The 24,501-nt window shown below is 53.9% G+C and carries 26 protein-coding genes and 2 tRNA genes; 15 read left to right on the forward strand and 13 right to left on the reverse strand.

What is annotated here, in order from left to right:
• Positions 1-16: 16 nt before the first annotated feature.
• The 4 genes from ACI9KD_RS06640 to ACI9KD_RS06655 are packed head-to-tail and all read right to left on the reverse strand — an operon-like array spanning position 17 to position 4,551.
• Complete coding sequence (locus tag ACI9KD_RS06640; protein ID WP_414980376.1) at positions 17-931, reverse strand: hypothetical protein; 915 nt, start codon at positions 929-931, stop codon at positions 17-19.
• Positions 928-1,968: a polysaccharide deacetylase family protein gene (locus tag ACI9KD_RS06645; protein ID WP_414980377.1), complete on the reverse strand. Its 1,041-nt coding sequence runs from the start codon at positions 1,966-1,968 to the stop codon at positions 928-930. Before ACI9KD_RS06645 ends, ACI9KD_RS06640 begins: the two co-directional genes overlap by 4 nt.
• Before the next feature lie 4 nt (positions 1,969-1,972).
• On the reverse strand, positions 1,973-3,667 hold the full coding sequence (locus tag ACI9KD_RS06650) for a protein kinase domain-containing protein (RefSeq protein WP_414980378.1): 1,695 nt from the start codon (positions 3,665-3,667) through the stop codon (positions 1,973-1,975).
• Positions 3,668-3,690: 23 nt separating this feature from the next.
• A complete protein-coding gene (locus ACI9KD_RS06655) occupies positions 3,691-4,551 on the reverse strand; it encodes a PP2C family protein-serine/threonine phosphatase (RefSeq protein ID WP_414980379.1) in 861 nt (286 codons plus the stop codon).
• A 203-nt stretch (positions 4,552-4,754) separates the two neighbouring features.
• Between ACI9KD_RS06655 and ACI9KD_RS06660 the strand changes: the two genes are divergently transcribed.
• Together ACI9KD_RS06660 and ACI9KD_RS06665 are read left to right on the forward strand one after the other, a co-directional pair.
• A complete protein-coding gene (locus ACI9KD_RS06660) occupies positions 4,755-5,342 on the forward strand; it encodes a transglycosylase SLT domain-containing protein (protein ID WP_414980380.1) in 588 nt (195 codons plus the stop codon).
• Positions 5,342-5,566 carry a DUF350 domain-containing protein gene (locus ACI9KD_RS06665; protein ID WP_414980381.1) on the forward strand — a complete coding sequence of 75 codons (225 nt, stop codon included), beginning with the start codon at positions 5,342-5,344 and terminating at the stop codon, positions 5,564-5,566. The genes ACI9KD_RS06660 and ACI9KD_RS06665 overlap by 1 nt, the downstream gene beginning before the upstream one ends.
• Positions 5,567-5,653: 87 nt before the next feature.
• On the opposite strand, the gene ACI9KD_RS06670 is transcribed toward ACI9KD_RS06665, so the two are convergent.
• Positions 5,654-5,815 carry an alpha/beta fold hydrolase gene (locus tag ACI9KD_RS06670; protein WP_414980382.1) on the reverse strand — a complete coding sequence of 54 codons (162 nt, stop codon included), beginning with the start codon at positions 5,813-5,815 and terminating at the stop codon, positions 5,654-5,656.
• Positions 5,816-6,150: 335 nt separating this feature from the next.
• Between ACI9KD_RS06670 and ACI9KD_RS06675 the strand changes: the two genes are divergently transcribed.
• A complete protein-coding gene (locus tag ACI9KD_RS06675) occupies positions 6,151-7,464 on the forward strand; it encodes a M20/M25/M40 family metallo-hydrolase (protein ID WP_414980383.1) in 1,314 nt (437 codons plus the stop codon).
• Positions 7,465-7,920: 456 nt separating this feature from the next.
• Positions 7,921-8,271 carry a hypothetical protein gene (locus ACI9KD_RS06680; RefSeq protein WP_414980384.1) on the forward strand — a complete coding sequence of 117 codons (351 nt, stop codon included), beginning with the start codon at positions 7,921-7,923 and terminating at the stop codon, positions 8,269-8,271.
• Positions 8,272-8,374: 103 nt separating this feature from the next.
• On the opposite strand, the gene ribB is transcribed toward ACI9KD_RS06680, so the two are convergent.
• The 3 genes from ribB to ACI9KD_RS06695 form a co-directional block, all read right to left on the reverse strand.
• Complete coding sequence (gene ribB, locus ACI9KD_RS06685; protein ID WP_414980385.1) at positions 8,375-9,487, reverse strand: 3,4-dihydroxy-2-butanone-4-phosphate synthase; 1,113 nt, start codon at positions 9,485-9,487, stop codon at positions 8,375-8,377.
• 38 nt (positions 9,488-9,525) lie between these two features.
• A complete protein-coding gene (locus ACI9KD_RS06690) occupies positions 9,526-10,707 on the reverse strand; it encodes a thiolase family protein (RefSeq protein WP_414980386.1) in 1,182 nt (393 codons plus the stop codon).
• Between the two features lie 88 nt (positions 10,708-10,795).
• Positions 10,796-11,800: a GlxA family transcriptional regulator gene (locus tag ACI9KD_RS06695; RefSeq protein WP_414980387.1), complete on the reverse strand. Its 1,005-nt coding sequence runs from the start codon at positions 11,798-11,800 to the stop codon at positions 10,796-10,798.
• A 109-nt stretch (positions 11,801-11,909) separates the two neighbouring features.
• Here ACI9KD_RS06695 and ACI9KD_RS06700 point away from each other — a divergent pair, with 109 nt between their 5' ends.
• The 4 genes from ACI9KD_RS06700 (at position 11,910) to ACI9KD_RS06715 (ending at position 16,176) form a co-directional block, all read left to right on the forward strand.
• Positions 11,910-13,751: a beta-ketoacyl synthase gene (locus ACI9KD_RS06700; RefSeq protein ID WP_414980388.1), complete on the forward strand. Its 1,842-nt coding sequence runs from the start codon at positions 11,910-11,912 to the stop codon at positions 13,749-13,751.
• A gap of 40 nt (positions 13,752-13,791) precedes the next feature.
• Complete coding sequence (locus ACI9KD_RS06705) at positions 13,792-14,622, forward strand: FkbM family methyltransferase (RefSeq protein ID WP_414980389.1); 831 nt, start codon at positions 13,792-13,794, stop codon at positions 14,620-14,622.
• An 85-nt stretch (positions 14,623-14,707) separates the two neighbouring features.
• Complete coding sequence (locus ACI9KD_RS06710; protein WP_414980390.1) at positions 14,708-15,274, forward strand: nitroreductase; 567 nt, start codon at positions 14,708-14,710, stop codon at positions 15,272-15,274.
• A gap of 71 nt (positions 15,275-15,345) precedes the next feature.
• Entirely contained in the window at positions 15,346-16,176 is an 831-nt protein-coding gene (locus ACI9KD_RS06715; protein ID WP_414980391.1) for a crotonase/enoyl-CoA hydratase family protein, read from the forward strand.
• A 31-nt stretch (positions 16,177-16,207) separates the two neighbouring features.
• Here ACI9KD_RS06715 and ACI9KD_RS06720 read toward each other — a convergent pair whose 3' ends face one another.
• Entirely contained in the window at positions 16,208-16,999 is a 792-nt protein-coding gene (locus ACI9KD_RS06720) for a hypothetical protein (RefSeq protein ID WP_414980392.1), read from the reverse strand.
• 26 nt (positions 17,000-17,025) lie between these two features.
• Here ACI9KD_RS06720 and ACI9KD_RS06725 point away from each other — a divergent pair, with 26 nt between their 5' ends.
• Positions 17,026-17,895 (forward strand): alpha/beta fold hydrolase, encoded by an 870-nt coding sequence (locus ACI9KD_RS06725; protein WP_414980393.1) that lies wholly within the window; start codon positions 17,026-17,028, stop codon positions 17,893-17,895.
• Positions 17,892-18,215: a DUF3301 domain-containing protein gene (locus ACI9KD_RS06730; protein ID WP_414980394.1), complete on the forward strand. Its 324-nt coding sequence runs from the start codon at positions 17,892-17,894 to the stop codon at positions 18,213-18,215. The genes ACI9KD_RS06725 and ACI9KD_RS06730 overlap by 4 nt, the downstream gene beginning before the upstream one ends.
• A 5-nt stretch (positions 18,216-18,220) precedes the next feature.
• On the opposite strand, the gene ACI9KD_RS06735 is transcribed toward ACI9KD_RS06730, so the two are convergent.
• Positions 18,221-18,844, reverse strand: coding sequence for a LysE family translocator (locus ACI9KD_RS06735; RefSeq protein WP_414980395.1), 624 nt, complete (start codon positions 18,842-18,844; stop codon positions 18,221-18,223).
• A 416-nt stretch (positions 18,845-19,260) separates the two neighbouring features.
• Positions 19,261-19,614, reverse strand: a complete 354-nt coding sequence (gene queD, locus ACI9KD_RS06740) for a 6-carboxytetrahydropterin synthase QueD (protein WP_414980396.1) — start codon at positions 19,612-19,614, stop codon at positions 19,261-19,263.
• 162 nt (positions 19,615-19,776) lie between these two features.
• On the opposite strand from queD, the gene ACI9KD_RS06745 reads away from it, so the two are divergent.
• The 4 genes from ACI9KD_RS06745 (at position 19,777) to ACI9KD_RS06760 (ending at position 21,523) form a co-directional block, all read left to right on the forward strand.
• Entirely contained in the window at positions 19,777-20,103 is a 327-nt protein-coding gene (locus tag ACI9KD_RS06745) for a hypothetical protein (protein WP_414980397.1), read from the forward strand.
• Between the two features lie 61 nt (positions 20,104-20,164).
• Positions 20,165-20,240, forward strand: a tRNA-Val gene (locus ACI9KD_RS06750).
• Positions 20,241-20,311: 71 nt separating this feature from the next.
• A tRNA-Asp gene (locus ACI9KD_RS06755) sits at positions 20,312-20,388 on the forward strand.
• 355 nt (positions 20,389-20,743) lie between these two features.
• A complete protein-coding gene (locus ACI9KD_RS06760; protein ID WP_414980398.1) occupies positions 20,744-21,523 on the forward strand; it encodes a hypothetical protein in 780 nt (259 codons plus the stop codon).
• Between the two features lie 209 nt (positions 21,524-21,732).
• Here ACI9KD_RS06760 and ACI9KD_RS06765 read toward each other — a convergent pair whose 3' ends face one another.
• Positions 21,733-22,437 (reverse strand): PEP-CTERM sorting domain-containing protein, encoded by a 705-nt coding sequence (locus ACI9KD_RS06765; protein WP_414980399.1) that lies wholly within the window; start codon positions 22,435-22,437, stop codon positions 21,733-21,735.
• 420 nt (positions 22,438-22,857) lie between these two features.
• Between ACI9KD_RS06765 and ACI9KD_RS06770 the strand changes: the two genes are divergently transcribed.
• Positions 22,858-23,367: a hypothetical protein gene (locus ACI9KD_RS06770; RefSeq protein ID WP_414980400.1), complete on the forward strand. Its 510-nt coding sequence runs from the start codon at positions 22,858-22,860 to the stop codon at positions 23,365-23,367.
• Between the two features lie 241 nt (positions 23,368-23,608).
• On the opposite strand, the gene ACI9KD_RS06775 is transcribed toward ACI9KD_RS06770, so the two are convergent.
• On the reverse strand, positions 23,609-24,501 hold an 893-nt coding region (locus tag ACI9KD_RS06775), incomplete at its 5' end, for a LysR family transcriptional regulator (protein WP_414980401.1).

Here is a 24,501-nt window from a genome sequence, read left to right on the forward strand (position 1 = left end):
TGCTTCTCCTGCGGTTTTACCGTGCCTTAATCTTTTCAAGATTACGTTTCAGGGTTAAGGCCTGATCCAGTTTATCCTTAGCCGATATATTACTGGGATTGAAATCAATTGATTTCTCCAGCGCCTCTATGGCGCCCGCAAGATCTGTTTTGAGGAGCCCGAGGCTCTTCCGGTGGTAGTCGTCGCTCAGCCTTTCGGCAAGAGTCTGTCGCTCTAGCAGTAGAGACTTGGGCGCCGCTCCCGTTGCCAGAGCCTGGTCCAGATGGCCTAGCTGCTCCTCTAACTTATTGGCTTCTTGCGCACGCGCCGCCAGCGCCAGGTGAGCGTCCCGCGCGAGGGCGCTGTAAGCTGCTTGCTTCGTGGTGTCAGACGCGGCTACCGCGGCTAGAACCCCGTCGTAATCACCCGCGTCAAACAAACGCTGAATCGCGACAGCTGGATCAATGGGCGCCTTGTTTGCGGGCTTCTCTTGAGCCTCATCATTCTTTAAATCTACGCCACCGTAACTGCTTTGAACTTTCTTACCCTGGCGATTGTGTGATGCCTCGGATACGCTTTTTCGTAGCCCCTGCAGTGCTGTAGGCTCTCCAGGTCTGAGCGCCAATGCCCTGAGCATCCAGCGATCGCCGTCTGCAGCTCTACCTCGACGGTAAGCAGCCTTACCCTCTGAGACAGCGTTGCGTGTTTCGCTTTCTATAGTGCTTTGTAGGCTCAGAATTGCCTTCTGGGCTTCGGCGTCACCAGGGTCCACAGTGGCAACTGTCTGCCAGAGCATTAAGGCTTCGCGATACTTGGCATCCGCCTGTGCAGTCGCTGCCGCGTCTGCCTGGCGGGCCTTAAAGTCATCCAATCCGGACTGCTGGCCCGGTGGGGACGCGCAGGCCGTTAGTGCAGCCGCCAGCAGGACAATGCTCAGCGCTCGAATAGTCACCGGGGTCGCGGCCTGCTACTAAAGTTGCGGAGAAAACCTTCAAAGTCAGATAAGGTATGGCCGTCATAAATCATGGTTCTATGTAGGAGAAACGGGTCAACGAAACTCCCATTGTTGCCCCGGGTGACGGTGGCCGCGAGCGAGTAGCCGTTCTCCTTAAGCATTGTGGCAATAACGCGACTACTGTTGCCATAAGGGTAAGAGACATAGTCCGGCGCCGCACCGAGGTTAGCCATGAAGGAGGCTTCCGAGGCACTGAGTTCAGCCGCCAGGCGATTTCTGTAGCTGCGCTCATCGCTGTCCTGTGATATCGGAGCCAGCGATGTGTGGCTCTTGCCGTGGGACTCCACCTGAATAAGGCCCGAGTCTCGCATTTCCCGAATTTCATCCCAGTTCAGGGCCGCGCCAGCACCGATGAAGTCTGTGTAAATAAACAGCGTCGCTCTCATTTCGTACTGCTTGAGCAATGGCCAGGCGACGTCATACACCGAGGCGTAGCCGTCATCGATGGTAAGCACGACGCCCTTGGCGGGCATTGGGCGTTTGAACTGCATGACGTCACGCAGTTCGTCAAAAGACAAAACTTGAAAATCGTTATCTCTTAGATAACGCAGTTGCGCCTCGAAATCCGCAGCGCGCAGTTCAAGTTTCTGCGAGGGTGGCTGCTCCGCCGTGAACTGGTGATAGCAGAGAATAGGTATCGTGCGATAACCGTTCGAGTAGACGCCGGTAGGGTTGATTGGTTTTTTCGGTACGGCGATAAGCTCCCCCGGGGCCGTCTGCAGTTGCGCATTAACCTCGTCCAGCTGCCACACTGCATCGCGATTGCCCAGGAATATATCTGCGATATCCTCGGGCGTTTGGCCCTGCTGCATTCGGAGTACATAAAACTCGTCGCTTTGCGCCACCGTGACAAAGTCAGATTTATTGAATGCGCCGCCGGGTAAAGTGCTGCAACCCTCAAACGCAAAGAGCGCTGGGAGTAGTAGCGCTGCATAGGCGTGGGATTGGCGTCGAGGCCGTAAATTGAAAAGCATCTGTTTATTCACCGCTAGGGCGCACGATCGTCGAGTCACTAACCATCGTGCGAGTGATTCCACTTACGTCCGTGTCGGCGTAGTGTTCATCGACGGTGACCTTAGCAAGGTCCGCGTCTTTGCCGTCCTCGTTGAGTAATCCTTCTACAGAATCCGCCATGCTATTGAAGGCATTGAAAAGATCTCCGAATTCGTCACTGCGTGTTTTGGATATTCGCGCTTCGTAATGATGGCTGGCAAATAGCTTCAAAGCGCGGGTCGCAGTGAGCAAATTACGCGCAGTCATTTGGTTGAAGATGTAGATTGCCACGGACACAGTTAGCACCATCGCCAAAGCCAGCATCAAAAGCATCCGGGATGTGGTGTAGAGAGCATCTTCAAGGCTGTGTACGTCTAGCCCGACATCAACACTCCCGACCGGGGTCTGATTAAAGAGTACCGGGACGCTGAAATTGAATACGGACTCGCCGTTCTCGCTCACCTGTATGTCGTCCTGACTATAGACTAGATCATCTGCGTTCGTTCCAGGCCGTGTCTGCCCCACAAGTGTCGGGTCGCTGGCGCTGCGCACGACATCTGTGTGATCAGACACCACAAGATAGCTAAAGCTCTCCCGGGCGGAGGCGTCGACAACCAGAGCCTCAAGGGATATCCAGTCTTCCCCTAGCACCGGTATCGCGGCTTGTACGGAAATGAACTTGGTCAGCGATATCCCCGAGTCGATCAACTGCTCCGTCAGCGTGGCACGCTGGGCACCCAGAATGATGTAGGACGAAACGCCCATGGCAATCGCCACAATCGCCGCCATAATTGCCGTCCACTTAATCTGTAAGGGGAGGTAACTACTCTTTTCTTCGTTCGATTCACGCAGCGCTGCAAGTTCACGCAGCACAGCTATCTTTAGCTCTTTTCCAGTTTGGAAGCGCCTCTCCGGGCGTTTTTGCAGGAGTTTCTTAACGATCTTCTCAACACCTATGGGGGCGCCAAACGTTATTTGACGTATAGGTAGAGGGTCCTTTTGTATGATCTGCAGGATCAGCGTCGTCATAGAGTCAGCATCGAAAGCTTTTTGCCCTGTGATCATCTCGTAGAGAATCACACCCAATGCGAATAGATCAGAGCGACCATCAACAGAATCTCCGGTGGCCTGCTCGGGTGACATGTAACGCGGAGTCCCCAGCATCATCCCGGCCTGGGTACTGTCGGCGACCTCATTCTGATTGAGCCTTGCGATACCAAAGTCAGCGACTTTTACGACGTTCTGATCAAGGTCCAGGATAATGTTGTCGGGCTTCATGTCCCGGTGCACAACATTTTTGCTATGTGCGTAGTCCAAGGCGTCAGCTAGTTGCGCGACGCACTCGAGGGTCTGTTCAAGGGTCAAACGTTTGCCTTCGAGGAGTAGCTCTCCCAGGGTTGTACCCGTCAACAACTCCATCATGATGTAGGGGGCGTCATCGATGCGCCCGACGTCATAAATGGTCACTATATTCGGGTGTGTCAACGCACCGGCTGCGCGACCTTCTTTAAGGAAGCGACTCGTATACTCGGCCTTTTCGCAATGCTCTTCCTTGAGAATTTTCAAGGCAACCGAGCGGTTTATTTCGGGATCAAAGGCTTTGTAGACATGTGCCATGCCTCCCTCACCAATGAGCTCCACGATTTCATAGCGTTCAATCTTACGTCCTACAAACTCCACTTCTTCGCCGTCCCTTTCCTACGCTAAATCAGGGTTGCCCCTAGAATGATACACACCAAAACAAACAGGAGCAGGGTGATCCGTTCGGTTTTGCGCCGACCAGCCGTTTCCGGAGCCAGTCTCGCGGCAATATTCTGTGTGACTTCGAGGTCCGGTGCTGCCTCTTTTTGACTACGCGGTTTTTGCCGCGGACTACCCAGAAGTACGAGGGTAAGATTGTCCCGCCCGCCGCTTGCCAGAGCGGCAGAGACAAGCGCATCGACCTGGGACTCCAGATCAGCGTTGCGAGTCAACTCTGCGATAATAGTAGTGTCGGCGAGTTCATCAGTAAGTCCATCGCTGCACAGGAGGATTTGTTCGCCAGCCCCCAGTTTTCCCTTGATTACACTGACGCTGCTGGCATTGGTGGACGATACCCCCAAAGATCGGCTGAGGGCGTGGCGCTGTGGATGAATTGCGGCTTGGGCTTTGCTTATTGCGCCGCTGTCGATGAGATCGTTCACCGCACTGTGGTCGCGGGTAAGCTGTTTGAGTCCGCCATCAAAAAGGTAGGCTCGGGAATCGCCTACCCAGGCTATTTCGTAGCTATCACCACGGAGCTGTAGGGCAACGACCGTCGTGCCCATGTTGTTACCCGCATCCCGGGTATCGATTTCTCGAAGCACCGCTTGGTGTGCGTTTTCGATGGCGCTGCGCAGGTCGCTGCCTTTGGCAACTTGCTCACGAATAGTCGTGCAGGCAATTTCTGAAGCGACCTCGCCATTGCTGTGTCCGCCCACTCCATCTGCAACGATCCACAAGCCCAAGTCCGCATCGGTCTCGAAGTTGTCCTCGTTTTTACTGCGCCTAAGGCCAGGGTGCGTCCGGGCCGAAAAAGGTATCATCGCGAGCGATCCCACGCACAAGTGTGCTTAGTCTGCTGTTCGTTGGATTCTATCCTATCGTTACGCCCGAGCGTAGGGAAGCGCGATTCGCAGGCCGTGCAAGTTTGTATAAGTCTGCTAGCATTATGACGACATACTGACTACTGCTGCCGCATCTGTGTCTGGCGGTACTTGATAGGCGCGATAGCGACGCTCTACCCCAGATGAATGCCCTAGTTACACCGATGATTCTATTTCTCCTGATGCTGTGCTGTACCCCGGTGTCCGCTCAGGGCTTTGAGAAGTATCGCGATCACACGGACTATGACGAACACTTTCGCAAGTACACCAAGCGCTTTTTCGGCGTCGGCTTTGACTGGCACTACTTCAAAGCACAGGCTATCGCGGAGTCGAATCTCAATCCCAATGCTCAGAGTGCCGTTGGCGCACAGGGCCTTATGCAGTTAATGCCACGCACCTTCGTCGAGGTTACTAATAAGTCAGAGTACATCGAAGGCACGCTGTTGGAGCCGCGCTGGAACATTGCCGCAGGCATTTGGTACAACAAACACCAGTTCGATTACTGGCAAAAAGGTCGTAGCTTTGAGGAGCGCTTGAAGTTCATGTACGGCTCCTACAACACGGGGCGGGTGAACCTTCGTAAAGCGCAGCGCGAGGCCATCAATCAGGGGCTTAACCCGCGGAAGTGGCAATCGATGAAAAAGGCGCTGCCCGCGATCACGGGTAAACATTCACGCGAGACGATCAACTATGTCGAGCGCATATTCGAAATAAAGGAAGCAATACGCTGATGGACTGGACCATTGTAGGAATGAACTTCGTGTACGCCACACTCGGGACGGCGCTGACGCTGACTTTCATGATGCTAGGCTACTGGATATTCGATATCCTGAATCCACTTGATATCAATGCTGAATTGGGCAGAGACAATCGCGCCGTAGGGATTGTCGTTGCTGCCATATTCGTTGGACTTGGCATCGCCGTCGGGCTTGTGATTGGCATGGGGCTCAACTAGACAGTTTTATTGCGCTAGTTCGCAGCGAGAGTCCTGGCATGCGCTGCGATGGCCAGAGTGCATGCTCCACCACAGTACAGGCTCCCCCTATTTATCAAATTTCTGGGAGCCGCCGACATCTCGGTTATCAACTAGTACCAGTGTGAAGCCCTTATCGACAAGACCGGCGGGAAATTCGTCGCCCCACACCGTAGAGGATGCTCCGAGTCCCATAATCATGAGTATCGGCGCGCCACCAGGGTCGCCCATCTCGGTCCAGGCGATGCTTGTTGCGTTGACGTTGGAGGTGTTTAGTGGCGGGAGGACACCGTCCCTGGCTATGCTGCCTGTGGTGATCAGCAGTAGCGGGATGCAGCAAAATAACGCTAAAAACGACTGAGATCTGGCTTACGTAAACGATTGTGATCCTGTTTATTACTCAGTGGAGCTGCCCGGAGAAGGTCGGCCCCATACGACTTACTTGATTATTGCGCGCGAACGTATCGTATGATGACGGCCTGTTGCAAGTGCTGCAGTAATTTGGCATTGATGCCCTGTGGTCACTCAGACTCGACGAGTGTTCTCTTTCAAAGGAGCTTTAAAGTATGCGTTTTTGGCGTGGTTTTTCCCTAAGTGTCATCACCTTTTGTGTTGTCTCAGCAAGTTGGGCGCAGCAAGACATCGTTACTATCGACAGCGCGGTAGATACGCAGTTCTCTTTACTGCGTGAGCAGGCAAAGGTGCAGCAAGCGCTGGCGCATATTGAAGCGCAGGAGTCGGCCTATCTCGAAGAACTCATTCGTCTTACGGAGATACCCGCACCTCCATTTAAGGAAGAACGCCGGGCTGCCTATTTTCTTGAGCAGATGAAGAGTCGCGGTCTAAGCAATGCTTATATCGACGACACAGGAAATGTGATTGGCATTCGTAAAGGCACGGGCAACGGGCCGACATTCTTAATCGCTGCGCACCTCGATACGGTTTTCCCAGAGGACATCGATACGACGGTCACCTTACGCGATGGGCGCTACTACGCGCCGGGAATAGGTGATGACACGCGAGGCCTTGCGGCATTGTTGTCGGTGATTGAAGCTCTGGAGACGAGCGGCATAGAAACCGTGGGCGACATTATTTTTGCCGGAAACGTCGGTGAAGAAGGGCGGGGAGATTTACGGGGCGTCAAGGGGATTTTTCGAGACCACCCGGAGATAGATGGTTTTGTGTCTATTGACGGTGTAAAGATGCGACGCATTACCAATGGTGGCACCGGTAGCCGCCGATTTGAGTTTCACTTTAATGGGCCTGGCGGACATTCCTTTGGTGCCTTTGGTCTTGCAAGCGCCACACACGCCATGGGCAGAGCAATTGCCAAGATTGGTGATATCGAGACTCCTACCGTGCCGAAGACCACTTTTACGGTGGGCACGGTCATGGGCGGAACCTCGGTTAACTCCATCGCTGCTCATGCTGTCTTTGCGTTAGACATGCGTTCCAACGACAAGGACGCGTTGGCCGAGCTTGAGAAAATGACTAAAGCTGCGGCATTGGCGGGCGTTGCTGAGGAAAACGCGCGCTGGAACAACGGTGAAATCAGCGTGGAATTCAAATTGATTGGCGATCGCCCCGTGGGGAGTACCCCCGTAACGAGTGCTTTGGTGCAGGCCGCGGCGCTGGCGTATGACGCAGTAGACGTTGAACTTGAGGGCCTGGGGATATCCAGCACTGACTCGAATGTTCCCATGTCCCTTGGGATTCCGGCTGTGACGCTATCGGCTGGCGGTGATGCCGGCGGAGCGCACTCGCCTGATGAATGGTACGCACCATTGAATTCCTATAAGGGCCCGCAGTCCGCGTTGTTAGTCATGCTTGCGATGACGGGTATTTCGGGAGTGTCAGAGCCCCTGTTAGAGCAACGCTAACAAGGGTCGCGTGAATGGCTCCTGAGCTTTTTTACGAGCCTAAGGGCCTCTGCGAGCTTATGAAATGAATCGACGGACGCTACTTAAGTTATTGGCCCGCCGCTTCACGTTAGTCTTGGAACCTTTGCGTGGATTAATGCGACTTGGGCCAAACCGTGATTTCCAGCTTATTAAGCGTTATTAACCAAAGGAGCACCTGGCGGATCATTCTGTCTAAATGGGCGCCGAGGTTGTGAGCGAGCCACTCCGCAGTGGTCTTCAGTAATGGCCCGCTTACCACCGGATCTGCGCTTTTTGGGCAGCGTAATTTATTCACAGGAAAAAAATGCGAAAGAAAGCTATATTTTACTTTAAGTGCACACTCAAACTTACTCGTAGGTTTGAAAAAACAGTAATTGTGGGCCTAAGTGGAGTGACAGCTAGCAGCGCTGTCCCATCCAAAGGTGTAGTGACTATATGCTTGACTACATACAGAGGCGAGATGCGTTAAACCGCAACACCTCTACTGATCGTCGGGGTAGCGAACGTCGAGGCGCCGAACGTAGAGGTGATGATCGTCGTGATACCGCGCGGCGCAGTGCGTCAAATCAGCTTGAAAATGCTGATGGAGCCACAGTTAAGGATGAGCGTCGCAAGGAGGATCGGCGTCAGGCGTCCCGCCGAGACGGCGAGCGTCGTAACGCAGAGCGCAGAGCAGGAGAGCGTCGCCTTGATCCTTCCCGAATGCGACGTTTTCCGTTGCCCGATGGTGGGTTTCTTACACCAGAAGAGCGTGATTTCCTGATGTCCCTTTGCGACGAAGAGTAATCACAGTTCTGTAAAATCCGAGCTTGCCTCAGCACAAGCTATTCGTGAGCTTGTGCTCGTCTTAGCCTCTAAGCCCCATCCAACTGTTTACAGCGGCATACGTTCAGGGCGCGATGAAGTCGACGACTTCCAGATTGAATCCTGACAAGGCGTTGAATCGCATAGGTGCGGACATTAGACGCATTTGCCCTACATTGAGTCGCTGCAATATCTGAGCCCCGGTGCCGATGATGCGATAGTTTTGCAATCCCACGGAGCCATCGCCCGGATTGTTGCTTGGACTGCCAGGAAACGCCTCGATGTCGGCGATCTGACTTTCAATCGAGCGGTGCTGGCCAATGAGGATGAGAGCCCCCAAGCCCTCTTCGTTAATACGAGCCATGGCACGACTCAGCGACCAGCCCTCGCGATTTGGGATCTGCGTGTTGAAAACATCCCTAAGCATGTCCAGAGGCTGCACACGAACTAGCGTGTCCTGATCGGTGGAAAGTTCGCCTTGTGTTAATGCGTAGTGAAGGGTGTCGTCCACCAGATCTTTAAAGGTGTGGAGCTCGAACTCGCCGTGTTCTGTTTGCACCGATTTTTGCGCGATGAGCTCGACTGATTGTTCATGCAATGACCGGTACGCAATGAGGTCGGCAATCGTTCCCATAGCGAGTTGATGCTTCTCTGCGAACACCTCAAGTTCTGGTCGGCGCGCCATAGTACCGTCTTCGTTCATAATCTCGACGATCAATGCGGCGGGTTCGAATCCTGCCATGCGTGCAAGATCAACACCGGCTTCGGTATGGCCAGCGCGGCGCAGTACACCGCCGGCTTTTGCCACTAGTGGAAAGATGTGTCCTGGTTGACGGATGTCTGTAGGGCCGGCGTTTGCCCCAGCAGCGACGCGGACTGTGTGAGCGCGTTGAATAGCACTGATACCGGGGCCGCGACTTTCTGCTGCATCGATGGATACCGTAAAGTTGGTTTCGTGCTGTGATCGATTGTCACGAACCATTAGCGGGAGCTGCAACTGCCTGGCGCGCTGATCTGTGAGCGGCATACAGATCAGACCACAGGCCTCGGTAGCAAAGAAATTGATAATTTCTGGCGTAACCGCTTCGGCCGCGATGATGAGGTCGCCTTCATTCTCCCGGTCCTCGTCATCCATAAGGATCACCATCCGCCCTTGGCGAATGGCTTCGATGAGATCGGGAACGCTGCTAAGAGCCATAACTTTCTATCCTGCTTGTGGAGTGACGGTGCTAGTCTTCAGATCATCTCGATAGCAACTGCGGTGGCCTCTCCGCCACCAATACACAGTGCGGCTACGCCTCGCTTGCCGCCGGTTTTGCGCAGTGCATACATCAAGCTGACGATGATGCGTGAGCCGGTGGAACCAATCGGATGCCCCTGGGCACAGGCGCCGCCGTGTACGTTTACCTTGGCGTGGTCCAGGCCGTGCTCGCGCATAGCCAGCATGGTTACCATGGCGAAGGCCTCATTGATCTCAAAGAGATCTACGTCCGCAACACCCCAACCGGTTTTGTCGAACAATTTCCGGATGGCTCCACTGGGAGCGGTGGTGAATTCCGAGGGCTCCTGGCTGTGTCGGCTGTGCGCCACGACACGCGCCATACCGGTGATGCCTCTGGACGCTGCTTCGGTCCCTGACATGAGGAGTAGGGCGCTGCCTCCATCGGAAATGGAGCTAGCTGTTGCTGCCGTGATAGTGCCATCTTTGGTGAAAGCGGCGCGCATTTGAGGTATACGATCAACGTTGGCCTTGTGTGGCAGCTCATCATCACTTATCACGGTATCGCCGCTTCGGCTGCGAACGGTGACCGGGGCTATTTCGGCTGCCAGAGATCCATCGTCGATGGCGGCTTTAGCGCGCCGCAGGGATTCGATAGCGAATGCGTCCATATCTTCGCGACTAAGGCCTTCACGATCGACGGTAGCCTGAGCGAAGGTTCCCATGGAGCAGCCATCATAGGCGTCTTCCAGCCCATCCATCATCATGTGGTCAAAAGCAGTGGCAGAGCCTAGGCGGAAGCCGCTTCGTGCACCCATTAGTAAGTGGGGAGCGTTGCTCATACTTTCCATGCCGCCGGCCAGAACGATACTGTTTGTACCGGCCATAATACTGTCGTACGCAAAGATAGTGGCCTGCATACCGCTGCCGCAGGCTTTGTTGACGGTAACGGCGCCGGTGCTCACGGGAATGCCGGCTGCGATAGAGGTTTGTCGGGCAGGACACTGCTTGAGTCCAGCAGGAAGTACGCAGCCCATGAAGACCTCGTCAACTGCCGTGGGCTCAACAGCGCTTTTTTCGAGCGCGGACCTTGCCGCTACGGCTGCCAATTCTGGTGCGGGCACGCTGGATAAGGCACCTTGCAAGCCGCCCATGGGGGTGCGGGCACCATCAACAATTATTACGCTTTGGTCACTCATTACTTCGCTCCTAGGGTGGGCGGTCAGCGGGGGGTGCGTGATTTAGCCACAGTGTCCCGTGTCGCTCAAGCTTGAGTCTCTCTGTCGTTCAAGGCGCTGGGGCGATTGCAGTGCCGAATCGCTTGCCGCGCACGGCTTCTCTAAATGCTCGGGGGCTTAAATCTGTGGCGTTTTTGAAGGCCTGTGAGAATCTGCTGGGAGAGCTAAAGCCACAGCGCCAGGCAATGTCCGCGAGGGCGAGATCTGAATGTTGTAGCAGTGCCCGCGCTTCGCGGATACGCAAGTTGAGGAGGTAACGGATCGGCGTTTCGCCGGTAGCGTTGTGAAAGCGTCGTCCAAAGCTTCGTGCGGAGAGGCCACTTATCGCCGCGAGACTTGCGACACTATGGGTGTCTCCGGGATGCAGCTGCATATGATCCTGAGCTTCACGAATCAACGCGTCGTGATGTGCCCCGGTTGATTCTTGCAAAAAAGCAGCGGTTTCGAAGGATTGCCGTGCCTCCGGCGAAAACTGTGCTTCTACCGCCCGCGCAATGCGCTCTCCGAACCATTGCTCTACAAAATGGACCATGAAGTCGCCGATGGAGTTAACGCTCCCTACGCAGTAGAGACGTTCACTTTGGGTGATTAGATGTCGGCGTTTGAGATCGACTTCGGGATAGCGAGCTTCAAATCGGTCGAAGTCATGCCAGTGTGTGGTGGCGGGGCGGTGATTGAGAAGACCCGTTTCGGCGAGCAGGGCGCTTGCAGTTCCGACACTACAAATACTGCTTCCCTGAGTATGAAGCTCCTGAATTCTGGGTAGCCAGCTTTGAGCGCGCTGGAGGACCCGACGGGGATGACGCCAGATAGCAGGGAGTATCAAGAGATCGCAACTTTTTAGATCTCTGATATCCCCATCAAGGGCGAGGCGCAGGCCTGAATCTAGTGTGATGGTGGATTCACCGACCAGTCCGACCAACTGTATGTCGGCGCCCATACCGATACCTCGACGCGACTGCGACATCTGCGCCGCGGCATGGAGAATCTCTGCAGGGAGAGTGACGCTAGTGGCCAGCGCCTCGGGATAAAGAATAAGTGCGGCAGTTGGCATGTGTTCACCAGAATGGCGGTTTATATAAACAAATTGACGCTAATAGGATATAGATAAACAAGGCAGCTGCCTACACTAGAAGCCTAAGTCCCTTATTGCAGGAATCACTGTGCGACAAGCATTACCGGTTATAGTCAGCCTCGGAGGGATCAACAGCGCTGGTCGCAGTTCCATGCATCACGGCTATGCCCGAATGGTAGAGGAGGTGTTGAGCGCCTCCCGTCGCAGTGACATGCTCGCGTCCCTGCGCCAGCTAACGGGAGCGTCCACTGACGATGACGCTTCACTCCTGGAGCGCACACTCATACGTCGCATAGGGCCTGCGCATTTTGATCCTTCCCGCGTCGCCTGGAATCAAAGACTTCCAACCCGCAGTAATGGCGCCCCCGTCAGTTTTGAGCTGCATAAACGCTATCTGCCCGAGCCAGTTCCTGAGGATTGGCAGCTTCTGAGTGGCGAAGACGGGGAACACGTGCGTGTGCAGATTATTGGGGAGCAGCAGTTTCTTCTGCCTACGCACCGTGAATTCGAAGTAAAGGCTGCTAGCCAGCTGCCTGATGGCTTTGATCCTGCGGCACTTTATCAGTCGCGCAACCATCCTCGGGGATTGGCGATGTCGGTGTATGCGGCAAGCGATGCTCTGGGGAATCTGGGCATGGACTGGGATGCGCTTACCTCGACCTTGGGACCTGATCAGATCAGCGTCTATGCCGGCAGCGCAATGGGGCAACTGGACGACAACGGAACTGGAGGCATGCTTAAAGCGCGCTACCGCGGCAGTCGTGTGACCTCTAAGTTCTGTCCCTTGGGTCTTGCCGAGATGCCCGCTGATTTTGTTAATGCTTATGTACTGGGTGCCGCGGGCTCAACCGGAGCAACTCTGGGCGCTTGCGCATCGTTCCTTTACAACCTGCGCCATGCCATTCACGACATCCGTTCGGGACGCGCGCGTATCGCCTTTGTAGGCGCGGCTGAGGCCCCGGTTACGCCAGAAATTATGGAAGGCTATGCCGCGATGGGTGCCCTGGCAACAGACAAAGGACTGCGCCAGTTGGACGGATTGAGCGACGACAAAGACCCCGATCATCGCAGTGCATGTAGACCGTTTGGCAACAACTGCGGATTCACCATTGGTGAGTCATCACAATTTATCGTTCTTTTTGACGATGAGCTCGCCCTGCAAACAGGCGCTAACATCCTGGGCTCCGCAGCCGATGTGTTCATCAACGCAGACGGTTACAAAAAGTCGATCTCGGGGCCGGGTGTGGGAAATTACCTCACTATGGCGCGAGCCACCGCTTGTGCTCGCGCTATCGTGGGGGAGCGTGGCTTGCACCAAGGTGGTCTCGTGCAGGCACATGGCACGGGTACGCCGCAGAATCGTGTTACTGAGTCGGTGATTCTTAGTCGCGTCGCGGGCGCTTTTGGGATCGAGCATTGGCCTGTGACTGCCATAAAAAGCTACGTGGGACATTCGCTCGCTGCCTCGTCGGGTGATCAGATTGCTACAACCCTTGGGACCTGGGCGGAGGGCTGGCTCCCGGGAATTTCTACCACTAAGCGCTTGGCTGATGATGTCGCCACGGAAAATTTGGATTTCGCACTGGATCACCGGGAGCTGGATCTGTCTCAACAACGCTACGCGCTCATCAATGCAAAAGGATTTGGTGGCAATAATGCATCGGCCACGCTCCTCAGTCCTCTTCAGACCATGGACATGCTCCGCGCTCGTCATGGGGCTGCCAGCATTACCCAGTGGAAGCGATCGCAGGAGAGCGTGAAGGAAGCACAGCTAGCACGGGAGTCTCGTGTGCTGTCGGGTGCGGAATCTCCGCGCTACTTGTTTGACAACAACGTTCTGGGTGACGAAGCGGTAAGTTTTACAAAGGACAGTATTTCTATTGATGGCAGCCATGTGTCGCTAGTACAGTCCAATCCCTTTGATGACTAAAGACCGCGGTTAATGACGATCAACCTGGCGCTGTGCGACTGTGAGTGAAGAGCATCGCTGGCAAGTCACACTGGATGAAATAGAAGGTTTGCACAGTGAGCTGACGTTGAACACTCATTGTCCCAATAGTGATCTTGTCTCGCAGAAGCTACATAGTGAGCGTCAATGGGAGCCTTTCGAAACGCGGCTATGGATTGCTGCTCAAAAGTCTGGGGATGTGGTCGTTGATGTCGGCGCAAACCTCGGATACTTCAGCATTCTGAGTGCACTACATCCCCAGCGAGCAGCGCAGATATTCGCCTTCGAGCCGGCTGCCGATAATGTCGCCTTGTTGCGAACAAATTTGGTCTTAAATAACTGCCAGGCCACGATCAAAGTTGCTCCTGTAGCTCTGGGTGAGCTAGATGCGGACGCTTCCTTACACCGCAATGAACATAATCGAGGTGATCATCAGATTTATGCCGGCGATGGCGATAGAACCCAAGAGGCGATCACGGTGCGCCATGGTGCGAACTTACTGGGCGTCCATACGAATCACGTTGATCTGCTGAAAGTTGACACGCAAGGTAGTGAGTACGCCGTCATGAAAGGGCTGTTGCCGCTCTTGCAAGCAAGCGCTCCCAATCTGCGAATTCTGTTGGAACTGACACCGTACTCACTGCGCCTTGCGGGAAGTAGCGGTCGAGCTCTTGTTACCCTCATTGCAGAATTAGGCATGCCCCTATGGATAGTCGATCATATTGAGCACCGCCTCGTACCCAGTTATGCGCAGGCTCTATGCCAGTGGGCTGACAACGTCGATGCCTCCCCGGGCGATCGAGGTTTTATGAATATTTATGCAGGCAGCGCGCCGGCTAAACTGTCCCAATAACCTCACGATAGACCACTACCCGCAGGCCTGCGTCTCGAGGAGTGGGCTGGTATAATGCCGGTTCAAATTTAGTGATGAGGAAACAATGTCGGTGGCATTCAGCGGACTCGATTTTTTACAGCAGCGTAACTCTGCTACGCGACTCACGGAGCCGGGGCCCAATGCAGATCAACTAGAGCAGATGTTTTTGTGTGCGTTGCGAAGTCCTGATCATGCACGTTTACGTCCCTGGCGCTTTATCAGTATTCAAGGCGATCGACGGATCGCATTTGGGGAGTTGCTTAGAGCGTCTCTGCTGAGACGCGATCCCGATGCAGACCAGACTGCGCAAGACAGAGCTTTGAACGCGCCGCTTCGCGCGCCGCTGCTGATCGCAGTGCTTGTTTCGCCCCGCGAGCATCCGAAAGTACCCGTTTGGGAGCAACGTCTTTCAGCAGGATGTGCGGCTTTTAGCCTGACGCTGGCTGCAGAGGCAGTGGGTTACGCAGCCATTTGGCGCACGGGGGCTTTTGCCGAGGATCAGCAGCTACTGCGCGATGTGGGCGGTGCACAGAACGAAGAGTTTGTCGGGTTTGTTTATGTGGGAAGCAGGGACTGTCCCGCTAAACCGATACCGACCTTAGAAACCGATGATTTTCACCGCGTCTGGTAAGTACGGCGCGTTTGAGTACTCTTTAAGACAACGCAGTAGGATTTAGAGCACAGCATAGAAAGGATAGAGATATGCAGCAGGAACAGATAACACAGCCCTCCTTTGAAACCTTGGATTTGAGTATCGACGGTCACGTGGCCGAGGTATTCCTTAATCGCGGTGATAAAGCGAACTCCATGAACGTGGCTATGTGGCGAGAGTTACAAGACTGTTTTGACTGGCTGGACAGTGAGCCCTCAGTACGAGCTGTGATTCTTGCTGCGCACGGTAAGCATTTCTGTGCGGGGATTGATCTGGATATGCTCGCCGGGGTGCAGGGAAAGAATACGGATCCTGCTCGCCGTGCTGAGATCTTCCGCCGTAATGTGCTGGTTATGCAAGACAATTTGTCGGCCATAGAAAAGTGCCGAAAGCCGGTACTCGCGGCAATTCACAACACTTGTATAGGCGGCGCCATGGATATGGTCACCTGTGCTGATATGCGCTACGCCACGGCGGATGCCTGGTTCTCCATTCGTGAGGTTGATATCGGTATGACGGCTGATGTGGGTACGCTGCAGCGTTTGCCAAAAATCGTACCCTACGGCGTCGCTTGCGAGCTCGCTTACACCGGACGCAACATGGGCGCCGAGGAGGCTCAGCAGGTAGGTCTTATAAATAGGGTGTTCGCTGATAAAGAGGCGTTGTTAAAGGGTGTTCGCGAGACAGCGGCGGTGATTGCCAGTAAAGCGCCGCTAGCGGTGCGCGGAAGCAAAGAGATGCTGTTGTACAGCCGGGACCACAGTGTTCAGGAAGGCCTAAATTACATTGCTACCTGGAACGCTGGCATGCTCAGCGCTCATGATCTTCAGGAAGGACTCAAGGCCCAGATGGAAAAACGCGCGGCGAACTACGAAGACTGATTGATAGGCCGAACGATACCCCGGCTCGCCGTTAGGGATTGCCCGGGTACTTTTCCATTTCAATGAGAGGGTGTAGCGCGAGCGCGATGCCCTCGTCCAAATACTGATTGTTCTCCAGGAGACTGCGGCGACGAACGTAGCGCCCAGTAGAGGAGCGCGCATCGATGGCGTCGGTAGCGTCAAGCCCGCCGCGGCTCACAAAGAGTCGCTGAAGGTCAGTGTCGAATATAGTGATTTGCACTGAGGCAACCGCGGCGGTCATTGACCAGTCAAAATCCGCGCTGACCCCGGTGCCAGGCCCTTGCATAGAGGGGCGACGGGAAACTCCATCCCAACGACCTATATGTTTGAGTCCGCCGTTAAACGGTACGTCCAGCTCTACGAGGTCTGTAAAGACAAAGGCTTCCAGCTCACCGACCTCAATAAAGCGGTCACGTACGCTTTGCATGATCTGCGAGAAGGTTTTCATGTTGACGCGACCGGTGGTGGGGTCCACAGGGTCTCCAAAGGCGCGCACGGCGGCGTTCCAGTGTTGTTTGAAGTCCCGCTGAGGTAAGACTTTGTAGCCATTGGCCTTGAGGTAGCTGCTGATGCGGGCGTCGATTCTTGGTGCAACGTCTTCCAGGTGGTTGCGCGAGGGGCTGCCAAGGTTGACGTGCGGTATTACCACCGTCCGCACCGGTGACTCGGCTAAACGTTCGGTCTCCACCTCGAAGGGGAACACCGTTGGGTTGTAGCCGCCGCCGGTAGCGCAGGCGGTCAGCCAGATCAGGGCGGAGAAGGTAAGGAGTAACAGTTTTTTTGGCATATTCTTGGGTAACATATTGTGGTCATTATTAAGGATTGCGCATGGTAACAAACTTGGCAGCGAACTTGGCAGCGAACTTGGCAGCGAACAAAGACCCATCCGAGCATAATAAGGTGTCAGATTCTGCTCTGCACGTTAGCGTTAGTGGTACTGGCCCCGCGGTGATTCTGCTGCATGGTCTGTTTGGCATGGGCAGCAACCTAGGTGGTTTGGCTCGCGCACTCGCCAGTGATTTCGAGGTTCATCAGCTGGATCTTCCCAATCACGGACGCTCTTTATGGCAAGCCAATTCGGATCTGGGGGATCTTGCGTCGAGTGTGAATGCCTATATTAAAAGTAAGGAACTTGGTCCTGTTGCTCTTGTAGGTCATTCCTTGGGCGGCAAGGTCGCCATGCAGATGGCCCTTACTTCGCCGAAGGAGGTTGGCTCGCTCATCGTTGCGGACATTGCGCCGGTCGAGTATCCGGCTTCACATGATGCGGTCTTTGCGGCGATTGCGGCGGTAGAAGCGGCGCGGCCCACGTCTCGCAGCGAGGCCGGGGAGTTGATGCGAGGCTTTGTTTCAGAAGCTTCAGTAGTACAGTTTTTGACGCTCAGTTTGAAGCGGGATGTCGATGGATTTTATGTCTGGCGGTTCAACGCGCAGGCACTACGAGACAATTATGAAAAACTCCGCAAGGCGCCAGAAGGGTCGCAGTATTCAAGGGCGGCCTTGTTTATCTACGGTTTAGACTCCACATATGTAGATGAGACAGGTATAGCCGCCGCTTTGAGAGCCTTTCCTCAGGCGCGGTTTGAGGGGATTCCTGATACTGGGCATTGGCTGCACGCCGAAAAGCCGCAGGCATTTAACAGAGCCGTGTTGAGTTTTTTGAAGCACAGCACGCGTAACGAGGACCGTCAGGGATGACTCTGAGTATTTGGGATTTAGTGTTTGTGGCCGTGTTTGGTGGGCTTGCCTGGTATGTGTTCAGTGCTACCCGCGTGCGCGAGTTGGCTGTGGCAGCCGCAAAGCGATCATCAGAGTTGGCGGATATCCAGTTGCTTGACCAATCCGTGTCGCTGTCCAAGACATCCCTCAGTCGTGACGGTAAGGGGGGGTGGCACGTGTGGCGTCAGTACCGCTTTGAATACAGTCGTGATGGTGTCGGCCGAGAAATCGGGCACATCATTATGCTCGGGCCACGCTTGCAGGCTGTGCTGGTAGCCGAGGCGCCTACCGTTCATTAAGAGTTTTAGAGGGAAGAGAGCGCTCTTGCCAATATGACCAGGGCTACCGTTGCTAGGAGTACTGCAAAAAGCCTGTCTATTTTATGGCCGTTGTTTCTTAGGACCTCGATCCACTTGCCCCGGGTAAGCACCAGTGTAATGAGCGTGTACCAGAGTCCGTCGATGAGCGTTGCCGTCGCGATCAGGGCAGCTTGAGTCATAGTGCTCGCCTCGGGGCGCACGAATTGACTGAACAGTGCGAGCATAAAGATCGCCAGCTTTGGATTAAGGAAAGCAATGGCAAAGCCATTTCGTGCTGACGAGACTGTACTCGCCACTGTGTCCTCACCCCTCATTGATGTTGGCTGTGCGCTATGCCATAGCCCCCAGGCAAGCCATAGCAGATAGATCGCGCCGGCACTCTGGAAACTGATGAATAAGGAACCTGCGCTCGCCAGCAAGGCGGTGAGCCCCAGTACGGTGAGCGCTGCGTAGAGTCCGACGCCAAAGGCATGAGCCCATGCAGCGGCTAGGCCACTGCGCTTGCCCCCACCCACACTGGCACTCACCACAACTGCGAGACTTGGTCCCGGGGAGGCCGCTCCTGCAAGACAGAGACCGGCCAGACTAAGCCATTCCCAAAAACTCATAGGTCCTTGAATATCCAAAGATGCCTCGCCGTCATGGCGTATTGCATGAGCGGCATATGACAGTACGGTTGTGGCAGAAAATTGATCGGCTATCCATCCATTTAGTCCGGGTTGTCCACAAAACCTGTGGATAAAGCGGTGCACAATTTGTTTAGCATGCCCGTAATCCCAAGCGTTACGGCGTCTTTGGCGTGCTGGTCAAATTTCGAACAATGATATAAACTACATATAAAACAATTAGTTGCGATGCTTTTGTTAGAGCGAGCCTGCACCATGTCACGTAACTTCAATAATCCGGCGTCGCGACTCCTCGCTGTGTATAACAATTCTCGGGTGCTACTTCAGGTAACCCTTCGCGGAGTAACACTTTGCTCATTCGTAACGTTCCGGTCATCTGTCTGTCACAAACTTGGACATCAACCTCGGTAGATGCAGCCGGACGTGCAGGTCTCACGAATCTCTACGCCTGATAGCGTGGGTAGGGTGGTTACAAGACGGGTCCATATCCAACGACATAGGTTTTCACTGGTGGGGTTTTCCAGACCTTCGATGTCGTTCAGGTAGTAGTGGTCCAGCTGTTCGATCACCGGTTTGCAGGCCGCTTTGATATCTCCGAAGTCCATGATCCAGCCCGTTGACTCGTCGGGTTCGCCTGCGACATAGACGCGCAACTGAAAAGAGTGGCCGTGTAGTCGCTCGCACTTGTGCCCCGGCGGTACCTTGGGCAGACGGTGCGCTGCCTCAAAGTGAAAGTCCTTGAAGATTTCCATGTGAAGTGTCCTGAATAAAACCCGCGTATGTTCAACCTATGCGTAGGGAATTGAAAGTCCGGGGAGCAGCGAATTTTTAACAATGATCGTGCTTGGCGACGGGTTTTTAATGCCCCTCCGTATAGGCTTACAGATATAGCAGCCTTTGAGGAGGCAACTACAATGAAAAAGCTCACTACGTTAACTATTATAGCCGCGATGGCCTTGTCCGCGCAGGTGTCGGCGGGTCCTGCCGAGAAACTTGAGCGCCTGAACAATCGTCTTGGCGCGGCGGAGAGTCGAGCTGCCTGGGCACAAGGGTCCCGTGCAGATCGACTTGAGGATCGCATTGACCGACGGGAGGATGTCCTGGACCGGCGTGAGGATCGTCGGGATCGCGCGGTAACTCGGGGCCCCCGAGACCTTGCTGAGGATCGTTGGGACCGCGCAGAAAATCGTCGAGACCGTGCTGAAAATAGACGCGATCGTGCTGCAGATCTGGATATTTAAAAGCGTCGGTAAAATCCGTTGACAGGCAAAGGCAAGGCTCTATAATGCGCCCCTCCAACGCGGGTGATTAGCTCAGCTGGGAGAGCATCTGCCTTACAAGCAGAGGGTCGGCGGTTCGATCCCGTCATCACCCACCACGTTGCTAAAGGCTGTTGAAGCCGAGTTTCCTTAGGGAAACAAGTAAAGTGTGTGTCGCGTTGTCTACCCTGGAGCGGTAGTTCAGTTGGTTAGAATACCGGCCTGTCACGCCGGGGGTCGCGGGTTCGAGTCCCGTCCGCTCCGCCATTTACAACTTTAAGTAACTGATATTTAAAGGATTTTCTTTCGAAGAAAGCCCTTACCATCTTGCTTGCCTACTAACACTGAACGCTTGAGCATTCCGCCCATTTAGGGCGATGTGTCTGCCTACAAAGACTTTCTATATCGGCAACTTCAAAACTGGTGCCAGTCGGTGGCCTCTGCGTAATCGATTTGCAATCAATTGCAAAAATTCTATGGTGGGTTTTTGTATGTTCCGCATTTTCGCGGGTGAACTCAGATAGAGCACCTGGACGACCGCTTTCGCCTATCAAGAGTCGTTCCCGGTATGCTCTAATAACTATCGAGATTAGCCAAAACGCCCAATAGGAATAAACCTGCTGTGATTCTGCGTAGCCTTACAAAACACGTTAAAGATCAAAACTGGTTTGCCGTTGGCCTCGACTTTATCATCGTGGTCGTTGGTGTTGTTATCGGTATTCAGGTAGCCAACTGGAATGAGCAGCGAATCCAAGACAGTCGCGCTAATTCATACCTTCAGCGCATTCACGCGGACCTTGGCGCTGATATCGATAACCTTCGTGAGAGATTAGTCTTTTGGCAACAGGTATCCGAATACGGTGAAGGGGGCCTCGCCTATGCGACTACCGGGGATTCAGCAAACGTGTCGCCCTGGGAGCTGTTGCTGTCATATTTTCAGGCCAGCCAAGCGGCCGAGTTTTACACCACTAAATCGACTTACGAAGAGCTGAAAAGTGATGGTGCACTTGGGTTGATAGAAAACCTGGAGCTGCGAGATCAGCTCGCCAGATACTACCTAGAAGCGGATAATCCAGTTCTGACTGAGCGCCCGGCATATCGGGAGCAAATACGTGGATTTGTGCCGCTTCACATCCAGAGCTACATCTGGAAGCAATGCTTCTGGACCAGTAGCTACAGTCAGAAACTGCTCCCATGCGAATCGCCCATTAGCCCGGATGAGGCGATGGCGCTGGTAACGACGATCAGTACGAACGAACATTTAATATCTGCACTGCGATATTGGATGTCGACTAAGCGCGTCGCTCAGCTTCTCAGTAAAGAACGCGACAGAACGGCCCACAAATTGCGGGCGGAGATTGAGGATATAATAGGCACCACAGCAGTGTCTGGGCGCGAGTAGTTAGTGCCATAGCAACGCACAGCTGGATGTTCCAATCTGGTCGACAGCGGGAGTTGGGTGCAAATCGCGATGGCAGGGCCAATGGCCGCCTTGAGGTGTTTTGCGACATCGCCAGAGACCGCTTTCGCCTACTTTCAGACATTAGCCATTCACGAATCGTCGGTAAAAAAAAGCCCTCACTTGGAGGGCTTCGTCATTTGAAGTTTGGCTTAAGCTTGCTTGCGTCGCTTCCAGCCAAGGCCCGCGAATCCGAGACCCATAAGCCCTAGAGTGGCGGGGGCGGGAACCTCACTAATGCTCCCTATGCTCCCTATGCGCACGTAGTCTAAGACGGCGACTCTAGAAGCGCCATCTTGAGGAGTGACGGCTGTACCTGAGAACGGGTCTATTCTGAGATCGGACAGCACTCCACTCCAGCCGGTGAGCGAGGACATATCTATCTGTACAACTTCAAAGGTTAATGGAACAGGGAAGGGATCAGCAACAACGGTGCCAGCCAAATTAGCATCGTCAGTTCTACGACCTCCAGAGAAGCCGCCAGCGCTGCTCGTTCCCCAAAAAACGTCTATCCGGGAGTCAACCCCGAGTCGCCCGATCCGAAATTCGATGATATCAAAAAGGCCGGCTCCCAAAACGGGACCATGCTGTATTCCCTGCAGCCTGAACTGGGGATCATTGAGGCTATCGCCAAGATCGCCATAAAGCACGCCTTCATTAGCTGTGCTGGTCATTTGCGCCGGCGAAAAAAAGCGGAAGCCTGCCCCTGTCCACCCATCTACGGAGAAGCCGTCAAACTCACCTAGGCTTATGTAGGAGTCCAGGGTCGCTGTCGGGTTGAGCGTTACGCCCGCATTTACAGACGTTATCGAAGCCAAGCCCAAAGTGCACACTAGAAGTGTGAGAATACGTTTCATAGCTGTTCCTTAATTCGTCAGGAAATCTTTAATTACTTTAGATTAAGCAAAGAATATGCCATGTCAGTGATTGCAGGGCCTCCAGCCGGTTCATACTGACTTGCGTCCAAGAGCTGTAAAGAAACCCGACAGATATAACCTTATAGAATATATGTTATTGGGACTCATCACCTCGACATGCGCCCAGCGGGACAGTTCATCTGCAGCGTCGTTATGCGAAAAAAGGACCATCAGAACCATGGGGCTTTCACGCGAGGGAACGACCGCCTTGAGGTGTTTTGCGACATCGCCAGAGACCGCTTTCGCCTACTTTGAGACATTGGCGCTGTGATATGGTTGGGACGAGTCAACGATTGAATGTGAACGCTCGTGGCAGCGCCTATTAACTCAACTCTTACGAGATCCGATTAGGGCCCAAATATGCTTGGTTGGACTGCCAGGGGAATCGCCGAAGTAATTGGCTTGCTGAGCATCGTGGGATCTCTCGCCTTTGTGGGACTTGAAGTAAGGCAAAATTCGGTTGCAACACGAGCCTCCTCAAATGCGTCAGTTGCCGATGCCTTCATCGAATTAAATCTGCTCTTAGCGTCGAGCCCAGAGCTTGCCCGCGCAGTCGTTGTCTCTTTTGAAGAGCCAGATAAATTGTCTTCAGAAGAACGAATATTGGTTCTTGGAATGTGGCGAGCCCTTTTTCACGTTTGGTCGAATGGGCATCGTCAGTGGAGCAACGAAACACTAGACCCAGTTTTGTATGATTCAATTGTTTCTGAGATTTCAACATATGGTCTTAGCCAAGACGCATCTGTCGAAGATATTGATGGTAGAAGTCGCTCAATGCGATGGGCGTGGGAGAGCGAGCGGTTCATATTTAACATCGAGTTCCAGCAGTTCGTAGATGGGCTCATAGGTAAAGGCAGCGGCGCGAATTGAGTTCTAAAGACGACCGTTGTTGGCACACGGCAGACCCTCAAATATTTGAAATTTCATATTTAGGACCGGCCGCCCTGAGGTGTTAAGCGACATCGCCAGGGACCGCTTTCGCCTAGCAGCAGTCATTAGTTTATGATCGTGTCTAACGAGCGTTTCTGACCCAGAGTCGAGATCTGCTTACCTACAAAAACGCTCTGTGTGATCCGAATAATTGATCAGCTCATACCCAGTTGCGCACCTTCTAAAGAGCGTAGCCGTCACGTAATCGCGCTACCAAAAAATCCACCGCCGCCTTAACTTTGGGCACCGCGTATTGCTGTTTTTGATACAACAGGTAAATCGCCATTTCGGCGTTTTGGGAGACACGAAGGGTTGTATTGAAGAGCAATTCTTTTAGCTGTCCACTATCCAAATATTCCGCCAACGACCAGCGCGGCGCCATTATTATGCCGCGTCCTTCTAGCGCCAACTCTGCGAGCCATTTGCCATGATTCGACACAGCTACAGGTATGCCAGCGACGTCGTGCCATTCGCCGTCAATTTCACATAGCCAGGGCGATGGTCCCATCGGAGTGCGATAAAAAAGACCCCGATGCTTTGTCAATTCGAGAACATTTTTTGGTGTTCCCATTTCTTTCAGGTAGCCAGGCGACGCCACGGGAATAAACTCATTATCCATAAGGCGTATGGCCTGTACCCGCTCGTTTGGCGCATAGCCGCCACGAATGGCTATGTCCACCTCATCTCGTCCAAGATTGGACACCGTATCGCTGAGGCTAAGGTCGAGAATAACGTCGGGATATAGCGCTTTAAATTCACCTAGTAATGGCAGTACCAATCGTTCTCCAAAACCTGTCAGAGCGCTTATGCGTAACTGACCCATTGGTTTTGCTTGGTAGCTTCGTACTGCTCCATCGCTCTGTTCCAACTGAGAGAGGATGTCCTTCACTTGCTGAAAATAGAGCTGCCCGATTTCTGTTAGCTGCACTGCGCGGGTACTGCGTTTGAGTAAGATGGCTCCGAGGCTGTCTTCCAAGGCAGCGACGCGTCTCGAGAGTGAGGATGGTGGTACAGAAAACACTTCAGCCGCTCGGGTGAAGCTGCCAGTTTCAGCTACTTTGCAGAAATAGCGCA

The sequence above is a fragment of the Congregibacter sp. genome (assembly GCF_047617445.1).
GTDB lineage: Bacteria > Pseudomonadota > Gammaproteobacteria > Pseudomonadales > Halieaceae > Congregibacter.